This is a genomic window from Robertmurraya sp. GLU-23, assembly GCF_052983275.1.
The window spans coordinates 148,453-161,138 of the sequence record NZ_JBRKCV010000006.1; the positions used below are offsets into that span (position 1 = coordinate 148,453).

The 12,686-nt window shown below is 40.9% G+C and carries 10 protein-coding genes; all 10 read left to right on the forward strand.

Annotation, left to right across the window (positions count from 1 at the left end; all coding sequences use genetic code 11):
- Positions 1-36 precede the first annotated feature (36 nt).
- The 10 genes from araA (at position 37) to ACVBAX_RS12300 (ending at position 12,657) form a co-directional block, all read left to right on the forward strand.
- A complete protein-coding gene (gene araA / locus ACVBAX_RS12255; protein WP_447117277.1) occupies positions 37-1,515 on the forward strand; it encodes an L-arabinose isomerase in 1,479 nt (492 codons plus the stop codon).
- Between the two features lie 78 nt (positions 1,516-1,593).
- Positions 1,594-3,081, forward strand: a complete 1,488-nt coding sequence (locus ACVBAX_RS12260) for an alpha-N-arabinofuranosidase (RefSeq protein WP_447117278.1) — start codon at positions 1,594-1,596, stop codon at positions 3,079-3,081.
- 13 nt (positions 3,082-3,094) lie between these two features.
- Positions 3,095-3,367: a DUF6171 family protein gene (locus tag ACVBAX_RS12265; RefSeq protein ID WP_430776362.1), complete on the forward strand. Its 273-nt coding sequence runs from the start codon at positions 3,095-3,097 to the stop codon at positions 3,365-3,367.
- A gap of 61 nt (positions 3,368-3,428) precedes the next feature.
- Positions 3,429-4,943 (forward strand): arabinosylfuranosidase ArfA, encoded by a 1,515-nt coding sequence (gene arfA / locus ACVBAX_RS12270; protein WP_447117279.1) that lies wholly within the window; start codon positions 3,429-3,431, stop codon positions 4,941-4,943.
- Positions 4,944-5,013: 70 nt separating this feature from the next.
- Positions 5,014-6,057: an aldose epimerase family protein gene (locus tag ACVBAX_RS12275; protein ID WP_447117280.1), complete on the forward strand. Its 1,044-nt coding sequence runs from the start codon at positions 5,014-5,016 to the stop codon at positions 6,055-6,057.
- 29 nt (positions 6,058-6,086) lie between these two features.
- Entirely contained in the window at positions 6,087-7,310 is a 1,224-nt protein-coding gene (locus ACVBAX_RS12280) for a sn-glycerol-1-phosphate dehydrogenase (RefSeq protein WP_447117281.1), read from the forward strand.
- An 18-nt stretch (positions 7,311-7,328) separates the two neighbouring features.
- Complete coding sequence (locus ACVBAX_RS12285; protein WP_447117282.1) at positions 7,329-8,279, forward strand: glycoside hydrolase family 43 protein; 951 nt, start codon at positions 7,329-7,331, stop codon at positions 8,277-8,279.
- Between the two features lie 18 nt (positions 8,280-8,297).
- A complete protein-coding gene (locus ACVBAX_RS12290; RefSeq protein ID WP_447117283.1) occupies positions 8,298-9,248 on the forward strand; it encodes a glycoside hydrolase family 43 protein in 951 nt (316 codons plus the stop codon).
- A gap of 87 nt (positions 9,249-9,335) precedes the next feature.
- The gene (locus tag ACVBAX_RS12295) at positions 9,336-10,709 is read left to right on the forward strand and encodes an MATE family efflux transporter (RefSeq protein WP_447117284.1); all 1,374 of its coding nucleotides are present in this window, start codon (positions 9,336-9,338) and stop codon (positions 10,707-10,709) included.
- A gap of 130 nt (positions 10,710-10,839) precedes the next feature.
- Positions 10,840-12,657, forward strand: coding sequence for a LysM peptidoglycan-binding domain-containing protein (locus ACVBAX_RS12300; RefSeq protein WP_447117285.1), 1,818 nt, complete (start codon positions 10,840-10,842; stop codon positions 12,655-12,657).
- Positions 12,658-12,686 lie beyond the last annotated feature (29 nt).

The window sequence follows — 12,686 nt, forward strand, 5'->3', positions numbered from 1 at the left end:
TTCTACCAATACATTTTCTATTTAGGGGGATTTACCTTGTTAACGACAAAAGCTTATGAATTTTGGTTTATAACAGGAAGCCAATTATTGTACGGAGAAGAAGTATTAAAAGCAGTGGAGAGTAACTCACGTGCAATTGTAGAAGGATTGGATGCAGATGCTCCTTACAAACTAGTATTTAAATCCGTTGTTAAAGATGCAGATGCTATCCGTAAAGTAATGCTAGAAGCAAATGCGGACGATAATTGTGCAGGGATTATCACTTGGATGCACACATTCTCTCCCTCAAAAATGTGGATTGCAGGGTTGTCAGCACTACAAAAGCCATTCCTACATCTTGCAACACAGTTTAACCGCGACATCCCTTGGGATTCAATTGATATGGATTTCATGAACTTAAACCAATCAGCACATGGTGACCGTGAGCATGGATTTATTACAAGTAGATTAAATGTTAAGCGTAAGGTTGTTGTAGGCCACTGGGAAAACCAAGAGGTAAAAGAACGCGTAGGAAGCTGGATGAGAACGGCTGTAGCTCATTCAGAAAGCCAAATCCTAAAGGTGGCCCGTTTCGGTGACAATATGCGTCAGGTAGCAGTCACAGAGGGTGACAAGGTTGAGGCGCAAATTAAATTTGGTTGGACGGTGAATGGATATGGTGTAGGTGACCTTGTTCAACGAATGAATGATGTTTCTGAACAAGAACTTGACCAGCTAATGGCTGAATATGAAGAAAAATATACAATCGTTCCAGAGGGATTAACGGATGGGCCCGTTAGAGAATCTATTCGTTACCAAGCTAGAATTGAACTTGGAATGAAGGCATTCTTAGAAGAAGGTGGTTATTCAGCATTCACGACTACTTTTGAAGATCTTCATGGTATGCGTCAGCTACCAGGCTTAGCTGTTCAACGATTAATGGAACAAGGTTATGGCTTTGCTGGAGAAGGAGATTGGAAAACAGCTGCATTGGTACGTTTAATGAAGATTATTGCTGGTAATGAGCAAACGTCATTCATGGAAGATTACACATACCACTTTGAGCCAGGAAATGAAATGGTCCTTGGTGCGCATATGCTAGAAGTTTGCCCAACGATTTCTGCTACACGTCCAAAGATCGAAGTTCATCCACTAGGTATTGGTGGGAAGGAAAATCCTGCAAGAATCGTGTTTGATGGAATGGGAGGATCTGCATTAAATGCTTCAATCATTGATTTAGGACATCGTTTCCGTCTTCTTGTAAATGAAGTAGATGCTGTACAACCAGAAGAGGAAATGCCAAATCTTCCAGTTGCACGCGTACTTTGGAAGACTCAACCTTCTCTAAGTCAAGCAGTAGAAAACTGGATTCAAGCAGGTGGAGCCCACCATACTTGCTACTCTTACAAAGTAACAACAGAACAATTAAGAGACTTTGCTGAGCTAACAGGAATTGAAATAGTTGTTATTAATAACGATACAAAAACAAACGACTTTAACAATGAACTACGCTGGAACGAAGTTATTTATCGATAATAAATATCTAGGTGGGGCTATTAGAAATAATAGCCCCAAATGTCCAAATCAAGGAATGTTTATCTGGAGGTAAAAATAATGAGTAATCGTGTAATCGTTAATGCAGACGTGTCCAAAGGGAAAATTAATAAAAATATCTATGGCCATTTTGCTGAGCATCTTGGCAGATGTATATATGAAGGAATTTGGGTAGGAGAAGATTCTTCGATTCCCAATACAAAAGGAATTCGGAACGATGTATTAGCAGCGCTTAAGCAATTAAAGGTTCCGGTTCTTCGCTGGCCAGGTGGTTGCTTTGCTGATGAATACCACTGGAAAGACGGGATTGGTCCTAAGGAAGACCGGAAGCGTATGGTGAACACGCATTGGGGTGGAGTGGTCGAAAACAATCACTTCGGTACGCACGAATTTATGCTTCTTTGTGAATTACTAGATTGTGAGCCTTACATTTGTGGAAACGTGGGTAGCGGAACCGTTCAAGAAATGTCCGAGTGGGTTGAGTATATGACATTTGAAGGCGAATCACCAATGGCAAACTGGCGTCGTGAAAATGGAAGAGATGAGCCTTGGAACATGAAGTATTTTGGTGTCGGCAATGAAAACTGGGGCTGTGGCGGTAACATGCGACCAGAATACTATGCGGATCTGTATCGTCGTTATCAAACGTACGTCCGAAACTATGGCCAAAACAAAATTTATAAAATTGCTGGTGGTGCCAACGTAGATGACTACAATTGGACCGAAGTATTAATGAAAAATGCTCATTGGTTAATGGACGGCTTAAGTCTTCACTATTACACCATTCCTGGTGACTTTTGGCTAGGAAAGGGATCAGCTACTGATTTCCCTGAAGATGAGTGGTTCATTACGATGAAAAAAGCTCTTCACATGAACACATTAATTTCAAAGCATAGCACCATTATGGATAAGTACGATCCTGATAAGCGGATTGGCATGATCATTGATGAGTGGGGAACTTGGTTTGATGTTGAACCAGGAACAAATCCAGGCTTCTTATATCAGCAAAATACGATTCGTGATGCATTAGTGGCTGGCTTGCATTTTAATATCTTCCATGAACATAACGATCGTGTTCAAATGACGAATATTGCTCAAACCGTAAACGTATTACAAGCCATGATTTTAACGGAAGGGGAAAAGATGATTCTTACTCCAACATATCATGTATTTGATATGTACAAAGTTCACCAAGATGCTGAGCGTATCGCTGTAGATTCAACATTTGGTGAGTATGAGTACAACGGAGAAAAGCTTCCACAAGTAACCGCTTCTGCTTCTAAAAATGCAGAGGGAACCATTCATGTGAGCTTATGTAATATTGATCATCAAAACGAATCTGTTCTAGAACTTGACCTTCGTGGAGTGAATGCTGGAACTTCAAAGGTAAAAGGCACTATTTTAACGGCAACAGGCATGAACGCTCACAATACCTTTGAGCAACCTGAAGTGGTGAAACCAGTAGAATTTACAAGCTTTACAGTGGAAAACAACAAGTTATCTATCAAGTTACCTCCAATGAGTGTGGTTACTTTATCCGTAGAATAGGCGGGTGGAAGGTATGAACGGGAAAAGCTTATGTAAAGGCTGCGTAGAAAGCGTGATTGTCACTGAAGAAGTGATAGAGGAACTGATAAAAGAAATGGAAGAACAGCCTAGCCTAATCGTTTCTGAAGAAGTCTATCAAGAGCGATTAACAGTTTGTGAAGGCTGTTCATCATTGCAATATGGAACTACTTGTGCTCATAGCGGATGTATTGTCCGCTATCGAGCTAAGTTTAAAAACAAAAGCTGTCCTTCTGCTGGGAAGCCAAAATGGGAAAAAGTAAGCTAAATAGATTAGGAGAGCATACAAAACCCGATACTCTGTATGGAATCAGAAAGGAATAGATCACATGAAAAATCAGGCGAAAATGATTTTAGAAAAAGACTTTAAAATCTCTGAAATTGACAATCGAATTTATGGATCTTTTATTGAGCATCTAGGACGTGCGGTGTACGGGGGCATCTATGAACCAAGTCATCCTACTGCTGATGAACATGGATTTCGGCACGATGTAATCGACATGGTGAAGGAGTTGCAAGTCCCTCTTGTCCGTTATCCAGGTGGAAACTTTGTTTCCGGATATAACTGGGAGGATGGCGTTGGTCCAGTAGAACAACGTCCAAGAAGATTAGATCTAGCTTGGCGTACAACGGAGACTAATGAAATGGGAACAAACGAATTTATGCAGTGGGCAAAACTAGTGAACGCAGAAGTAAATATGGCGGTAAACCTTGGGACACGTGGAATTGATGCGGCAAGAAATTTAGTAGAATATTGTAATCACCCAGGTGGTTCTTATTATAGTGATCTCAGAATCTCTCACGGTTATAAAGAGGCTCATAAAATTAAGACGTGGTGCCTAGGAAACGAAATGGATGGCCCGTGGCAAATTGGACATAAGACAGCAGCTGAGTACGGACGTCTTGCCCAAGAAACGGCGAAAGCAATGAAGTGGGTAGACCCAACGATTGAGCTAGTGGCATGTGGAAGCTCTCATCGTAAAATGCCAACTTTTGCTGATTGGGAAGCGACTGTTCTTGATTTCACCTATGACCATGTAGAGTTTATCTCTCTTCACCAATACTATGGTAACCGTGATAATGATATTTCTAATTACTTAGCATTGTCATTAGAAATGGACGACTTTATTCGTTCAGTCATTTCGATTGCAGACTATATTAAAGCGAAGAAACATAGCAAGAAGAAAATTCACTTGGCGTTTGATGAGTGGAATGTATGGTATCACAGCAACGAGGCAGATAAACAAATAGAACCATGGAGTATTGCACCTCCGCAACTTGAAGATATTTATAATTTTGAAGATGCCCTTCTAGTAGGCTGTATGTTAATTACGATGTTAAAGCATGCAGACCGATTAAAAATTGCTTGTTTGGCTCAGTTAGTCAATGTTATTGCTCCAATTATGACAGAAAGCAACGGAGTAGCGTGGAAACAAACCATCTTCTATCCATATATGCACACATCTGTATATGGTCGAGGTGTAGCCTTAAACCCTATCATTTCAAGTTCAAAATATGATAGTAAAGATTTCACAGATGTACCATTCCTTGAGTCAACAGCAGTGTATAATGAAGAAAATGAAACATTAACGATTTTTGCAGTCAACCGTCACCTTGAAGAAGGACTAGATTTAGAAGTAGATATCCGTAACTTTGAGGGCTACGAAGTGATTGAGCATATCGTATTAGAGAATGATGACATCAAACAGACGAACTCAGCACAGGGGACACCTGTTGCTCCGCGCTCTAATGGAAATGCAAAACATGAGAACGGTGGAGTGAAAGCGCTATTACCGAAGTTATCTTGGAATGTCATCCGTCTAGCAAAGCAAAAACAAGCGTGAGTTCCCATATCATCCTTGTGGTGATATAGAATCATTTATATTCATCGTTTTTAGGAAAGGTTGGACGAAAATGAAGGTCAATCAGGAATACTTTGGACAAATCAATGGAACAACCGTTGATACATACACACTTGTAAATGATGGAGGAATGAGCGTCAGCTGTATTACTTTAGGATGTATTATCACTCATATCATCACTCCCGATCGAAATGGAGTGATGGAAAACGTAGTGATTGGTTATGACTCCATCGATGAATATCTATCAGACTCGTATTATTTAGGAGCAGTTATTGGTAGATTTGCTGGACGCATAGCAGGAGCTTCCTTTGAATTAGACGGCAAAACCTTTTCCTTAGCCAAAAATAATAATGGGAACCATCTTCATGGAGGAACTAAGGGTTTTGACAAGGTCATATGGGATGCTGAGATCCTTGAAAGGGAAGAAGAAATAGGGGTACAGTTCTCCTACCTAAGTCCGGATGGAGAAGAAGGGTACCCAGGCAATCTGAAGCTAACCGTTACCTACTTGTTAAACAATAATAATGAATTGACGATTAGCTATGAAGCGGTATCTGACAAGAAGACCATTTTAAACCTGACTAACCATTCCTATTTTAATTTAAGTGGGAATTTAAAACGTGATACATTGGATCACTCTCTATATATAAAAAGTAGTAAATACCTTGAATTAAACGATGAACTTCTTCCGATCCAGACAGCAGATGTGAAGAATTCCCCGTTTGATTTTACAGCTGGACGTGTCATACGAGAAGGAGCAGAATCCTACCATCCGCAAAATAAACTAGCTGGTGAAGGGTATGACCATCCATTTTTATTAGACTCACGTCATGATGAAGAAATTGTACTAAAGGATGAAGAAAGTGGTCGAAAGTTAACGATTGAAACAGATGAAGTGGCTGTGGTTTTGTATTCTGGTACCCAAATCAAAGCAGAAGGGGAGATCCGAGGTGTTTCCGCTCGAAAGTATCTTGGCCTTTGCTTAGAAACTCAAGGGTTACCTGATGCTATTCATCATCCAGAGTTTCCTAGCTGTGTGATTGAGAAGGACCAGCCGTTTACATCTACTACTACCTATATGTTCGGTACGATTTAAAAAGCAATAGGAAAAGGAGGAGTACCAAAGTGGAGAATTATATAGCAGACGTTATGACTTTAAGCCAACAATGTGACTGTGGAAATCATCATAATGTGATTCCAATTGAAGCGATAAAGATTGGAAATGAAGCTCTGAAAGAGGCCGCTCAATTTATCCAAAGAAAAGCTTATCAAAAAGTGGTCATTGTGGCAGATGCACAAACGTATAAGGCTGGAGTCGAAAAGTTCGCTGAACACTTAAAAGAAAAGAATATTCCTTTTTCAGTAACGATTTTAAAACCCGACGAAAATAATGATGTCGTTGCCGATGAAAAATGCCTTGTTCAGGCGTTACTTGACATTCCGACAGAAGCTGATGTTCTCATCGCTTTCGGGGCGGGAACGATTCATGACATCACACGTTTTTGTGCGACAAAGCTAAAAATTCCGTTTATCTCCGTACCATCTGCTCCTTCAGTTGATGGGTTCACGTCATTAGGTGCTCCTCTCATCGTTCGCGGAGTAAAAACGACCTTTCAGATGAGTTCGCCTATTGCAGTTTTTGCTGATTTAACGATTCTACAGTCTGCTCCAAGAGAAATGATTGCAGCAGGGTTTGGCGATATGATGGCTAAATATACTTCTCTAGCTGACTGGAAACTTGGTCACATAGCGGTTGGGGAACCATATTGCCCTCTATCGGCCCAAATCACTAGAGATGCCCTAGAGAATTGTGTGGAACATGCCGAGGAAATTGAAGCGGGAGGTCAGTTGGGTGTTCGGATTTTAATTGAGGCGCTTATCAAGTCTGGATTAGCGATGCTTTTATTTGGGCAATCTCACCCAGCTTCTGGTGGAGAGCATCATCTATCTCACTACTGGGAAATGGAGTTTTTAAAACTAGGCCGTCCTGCCGTTCTTCATGGAGCAAAGGTATCTGTTGCTACATTACTATTAGCTGATATTTATAAACGCAAGTTTCTAGAGCTTATTACCGAAGAAAAGAAAATGGAGAATTTAGATGATCCATTCATAGTTAAAAATATCCAAGAGCATCTTCCAGTGATCCGATCTATTTATGAAGAAATCCCTCAGACAGAGAGGCTTCGGGAGATATTAGAAAAGTTAAATGGTGCCGTTTCTCCCGTAGAGCTTGGAATCAGTGAAGAGTTAGTGAATAGAAGCTTACAAGAAGCACACCACCTCCGTAACCGCTTTACAGCATTGAAATTTTTGAATGAAGTGGCAAAAGTGAGTCCTCAATCTGTTTAATAAGGAAAGGTGAAGACCATGCAAAAGGTAGAAACATTAAACAATCCAATATTGTTACAACGAGCAGACCCATGGGTGTATAAGCACACAGACGGCTATTATTATTTCACTGCTTCTGTTCCTGAATTTGATTTAATTGAGTTAAGAAGGGCAGAAACCATCCAAGAACTAGGAGAAGCAGAACCGGTTGTTGCTTGGCGAAAATACGAATCAGGACCAATGAGTGCAAATATTTGGGCGCCGGAGCTTCATTACATTGATGGAAAATGGTATATCTACTTTGCTGCGGCACGAGCAGATGATATTTTTGACCACCGCATGTATGTCCTTGAAAATGATTCAGCGAATCCTTTAGAGGGTGAGTGGGTAGAAAAAGGCCAAGTGAAAACCGATTGGGAATCCTTTTCTCTTGATGCAACCACCTTCGAACATAAAGGGGTGAGATACTATGTATGGGCACAACGCGATCCAAACATTGTAGGAAACTCTAACCTATATATAGCCAAAATGGTGAGCCCTTGGGAAATTGAAGGTCCTCAAGTGATGATTACACAACCAGAATATGACTGGGAAACCATCGGATTTTTAGTGAATGAGGGGGCAGCTGTATTAAAGAGAAACGGTAAGATTTTTATATCTTACTCAGCGAGCAAAACCGATTTCAATTATTGCATGGGTCTTTTAATGGCAGATGAGGATAGTGATTTGCTCGACACTAATTCTTGGAAAAAAACGGATAAGCCCGTTTTCCAAACAAGTGAAGAAAATGGTCAGTATGGGCCAGGTCATAATAGCTTTACCGTATCCGAAGATGGTACAGAGGATATTCTGATTTACCATGCTCGTAACTACAAAGAAATTGAAGGTGATCCACTGTGGGATCATAATCGCCATACACGTGCGCAGGTATTTACATGGAATGAAGATGGAACACCAAATTTTGGCGTACCTGTAAGGGATGCGAAATAGAAGAAATCGGAGGAGTCCATGATGGTGAAAACAGAAGATAAAAATCTAATTTTAGAACAAAGAGCCGATCCTTGGATCTACAAGCATACTGATGGATATTATTATTTTACCGCATCTGTCCCTGAATACGATCACATTGAGGTTCGTCGTTCAAAGACATTACATGGAATTGCAGAGGCAGAACCAGTTGTAGCATGGAGAAAGCATGAGACTGGGCCAATGAGTTCATTAATATGGGCACCGGAGCTTCATTTTATTAACGGAAACTGGTATATCTACTTTGCAGCTGCTAAGTCAAAAGAAATTATCAACGGTTTGTTTGATCACCGTGTGTTTGTTATTGAAAATAAGTCTACTAACCCATTAGAAGGTACATGGGAGGAAAAAGGACAAATTAAAACCGATTGGGAATCCTTTGCATTAGATGCGACATCCTTTGAGCATCATGGGCAGCAATACTTAGTTTGGGCACAGAAAGATCCTAATATAAGAGGAAACTCTAATCTGTATATCGCTCCTTTAGAAAATCCTTGGACCATCAAAAGTCCTCAGGTGATGATCACCAAACCAGAGTTTGACTGGGAAACGATTGGCTTTTGGGTGAACGAAGGTGCTGCTGTGATTAAAAGAAATGGTCGTGTGTTCATTTCTTATTCAGGAAGTGCAACAGATGAAAACTACTGCATGGGGTTGATTTCAGCAGATGAAACTAGTGATCTATTAGATCCTAACTCCTGGACGAAATCGGATAAGCCCGTATTTCAAACGAACCGTGAAGCGGGACAATATGGTCCAGGGCATAATAGCTTTACGGTTTCAGAAGATGGATCGGGGGATATTCTTGTTTATCATGCACGAACATATACAGAGATTGTGGGAGATCCATTGTACGATCCGAATCGACATACACGAGCTCAAGTGTTTACGTGGAAAGAAGATGGGACTCCATATTTTGGAAAACCGGAGTGATCTTTATAAGGATATAAGGAAGAAATTCATATCAACCTTTGATATGGATTTTTTCTTTGACCTAAAATTACAGAAGAAGGGTTAACTATGGGAAAAACAAGATCATCAAATGAACCACATAAACTCACCTTACGAGCCATCACTTGGCCGATTTTTATTGAATTATTTTTACAGACGATCATGGGAAGTACAGACACCATCATGCTTGCCCATATTTCAGATGATGCGGTAGCAGCAGTGGGTGTAGCGAATCAATTAGTTTTCTTTGCGATTTTAATTTTTGCCTTTACTTCAACAGGAACAGCGGTTCTGATATCCCAGTACTTAGGGGCAGGAATGAGGTTAGAGGCAAAGGAGACCGCGGGTATTTCTATTACGATTAATTTATTTATCGGTCTTGTGGTAAGTGCGCTGATGTTTATTTTCCAAGGGCCACTGCTCGACCTCTTCAAGCTCGAAGAACACTTAGCATCTATTGGTCATTCTTACCTTTCTATCGTAGGTGCCACTTTGTTCTTACAAGCCTTGCTTGTCACCGTGTCGTCTATTTTACGAGCTTATGGGTTTACGAGAGATGCGATGTTTGTATCTCTAATCATGAATATCATCCATTTAATCGGAAATGCATTAGTAATTTACGGTTTGTTCGGCCTGCCTGTATTTGGGGTTGAGGGAGTAGCAATCTCAACTGCGATAAGTAGAGCGATTGCGCTAGTTATTGCTCTTTATCTGATGTATAAAAGACTTCCAATCAAAGTCGAGCTTCACGATTATATCCATTTTGACATATCAAAGGTCAAAAAGATTCTGCGAATAGGGGTACCTGCCGCCAGCGAGCAGTTATGCTATAACACCAGTCAAATGGCGATTACCGCTATTACTGCCTTAATGGGAGCTGTGGCTTTAACGACTCGAGTCTACACCTGGAACATTATGACGTTCATCTTGTTGTTCGGACTCGCAATGGGACAAGGAACTCAAATCTTAATCGGTTATCGTGTGGGTGCCGGTGACTTTGACGGAGCGTATCGCCAACTTCTTAAAAGCTTAAAATCTAGCTTTATAATCACCATCTTGATTGCGATCTTTGTTGCGGTGTTCCGAGTTCCGTTAATGAGCATCTTTACAGATAACATGGAGATTATTCATGTTGGTAGTCAACTGTTGTTGCTTTGTTTAATCCTTGAACCGGGAAGAACGTTTAATCTATTAGTGGTCAATGCACTTCGGGCCACCGGCGATGCGACTTTCTCCGTAAAAATGGGAGTTCTGTCCATGTGGGTAATCGGTGTACCCGTCGCATATGTCCTTGGCATCCACTTCGGATTAGGGCTCTATGGGGTCTGGATCGCCTTTATTGTTGACGAGTGGCTGAGAGGAATTGTGATGTATTTTAGATGGAGAAGCAGAGTGTGGGAGAAAAAGGTGCTTGTTGTGAAGGAAGAAGTGGCTAGTTTATAAGTATCGTAGAACTCAGGAATCCCTGGGTTCTTTTTTATAAAATCTTCTCTACCTAGATAAGATGAATCTTTGCGTCTATTCATGAATAGCATATAGGCAGATAAAGCATTCGTTTAATGGAGGAGTGTTTATGCAACTTTTTTACACGGTCCGCCCTGGGGATACACTTTTTCAAATTGCTAGTCGATGGAAGCTTTCCTACGAATCTCTTGCTGCCGCTAATAATATACAGCCACCCTATACGATTTATGTTGGTCAGCAACTATCAGTGCCACCGGGAGTGAATAGAGTTCGGGTAAAATCAGGTGATACCATTTTTAACATAGCTCAAACATTTGGTGTGCCCCAATCTGTTATTATTCAAGCAAATCAGATTCAGCCGCCCTATACGATTCAAGTGGGGCAATTGCTAACGGTACCTCCCGGAAATCCATTCTATGTCGTTCAGCCTGGAGATACATTGTTTCAAATTGCAAACAAATACAACGTCACCACAAGGGGACAAAGTAACTATGAGCTGATACGACAGGTCAACCAACTTCCAAACTACAATCTTGCACCAGGAATGCGATTAAAAATTCCTTATGCTCCACCTGGGGATCTTGGTATGATTGGGTATACTTCTAATCGTGGTGGTAGCTACGACCTTTGGGTGTATAATCTCAGGAACGGGCAAAATATTCAGCTTACTAATGGATTAGGAGAATCCTATACTACTCCATTTTGGTCACCGGATAGTACCAAGATTGCTTTTGTAGGAAAAAATGGTGTCTTGTTCATCCTCGATGCAGGGGATGGGAGCACCTCTAGTATTGACCAATTCACTGAAGGAGAAGGGATCATCTTAGATTGGTCACCAGACAGTCAAAGGCTTGCTTATGTTAAAAATAATCAAATCATCTTATATCGAGTGTCTACCCATCAGGTTCAACGAATAGAAGCAGTAAATGCGACCGATGTTCAGTGGTTTCCAAATGGGCGCGAGCTCCTTTATCAAGCTCCTGATGAATTGGGTGTTAGTCAGCTTTATCTTATGGCTACGGATGGTACCAACAAACAGCAAATGACTGAAAACACGGGTGGAAGATTAAACAATGTTCGCTTATCTCCGAATGGTTTATATGCCTTATACACGAGTCCGGGTGTGAGTATTTCTATTATCTATACGATCGAACTTTCAAGTGGACAGATTTTCGAGGTGAAGGGAGGCCCGCTTGCGAAAAATTATTATCCCGTATGGTCATCAGATTCCTCGACAATTGCTTATAGTGCGACAGCCTTTGAAGATGTAGGCTATTTCTCATTGATTCGTACCACAGGTAGGAAAGGAGAAAATGACCGGACGGTAGCCATATCGTCTTGTTACGCAACCCCTGTTACTTGGTCGCCAGAATCACCAAAATTAGCTTATCTATCCGGGTGTAATGGAGAAGGAATAGGGAGAGAAATGTGGGTGCTAGATTTACGCCATCCCGTTCCGATAAAGATTGTGGACGGAGGACAAATTACCTCCTTACAATGGTCACCTGTTCCCATTTCATCTTTGAAAAAGACATTTACAAGTGATCGCTTTAACATCCAATTTCAATACCCGGCACACTGGAAGCAGGAGAGTGATGAAAGATATGAAGGTCCTGATGGATTTTTTCAAGTAGCAGCCATATCTTCCGATGAACCCATTCACACCGTCTGTCAAAATGAAGCCTTCCACCAACTACTTCCATACGGTACCAAACCACTTATCCTACAGACAAACATACAAACTCAGGAGGCTTGCTATATCTTTCCGTCAGAAGATCAATCCCCTGAAATGAGAGGGCAAGCAGCACTGATTGTCCGATATCCAGAACCGATTCAAATCGGAGACACCTTCTATAATTATTTCATTCTATGGGCAGACCAAAATCATTTATATGAAATTAGCTCGACACTTACTTTTTTACGATAGTGATAGACTGTATAATCAAAAAATCCTCA

Bases quoted from the DNA above. Each gene is read 5' to 3' on its own strand.
- ACVBAX_RS12265 (WP_430776362.1), top strand. From the start codon at position 3,095: ATGAACGGGAAAAGCTTATGTAAAGGCTGCGTAGAAAGCGTGATTGTC.
- ACVBAX_RS12300 (WP_447117285.1), top strand. From the start codon at position 10,840: ATGCAACTTTTTTACACGGTCCGCCCTGGGGATACACTTTTTCAAATT.
- arfA (WP_447117279.1), top strand. From the start codon at position 3,429: ATGAAAAATCAGGCGAAAATGATTTTAGAAAAAGACTTTAAAATCTCT.
- ACVBAX_RS12285 (WP_447117282.1), top strand. From the start codon at position 7,329: ATGCAAAAGGTAGAAACATTAAACAATCCAATATTGTTACAACGAGCA.
- ACVBAX_RS12275 (WP_447117280.1), top strand. From the start codon at position 5,014: ATGAAGGTCAATCAGGAATACTTTGGACAAATCAATGGAACAACCGTT.
- ACVBAX_RS12260 (WP_447117278.1), top strand. From the start codon at position 1,594: ATGAGTAATCGTGTAATCGTTAATGCAGACGTGTCCAAAGGGAAAATT.
- ACVBAX_RS12295 (WP_447117284.1), top strand. From the start codon at position 9,336: ATGGGAAAAACAAGATCATCAAATGAACCACATAAACTCACCTTACGA.
- ACVBAX_RS12290 (WP_447117283.1), top strand. From the start codon at position 8,298: ATGATGGTGAAAACAGAAGATAAAAATCTAATTTTAGAACAAAGAGCC.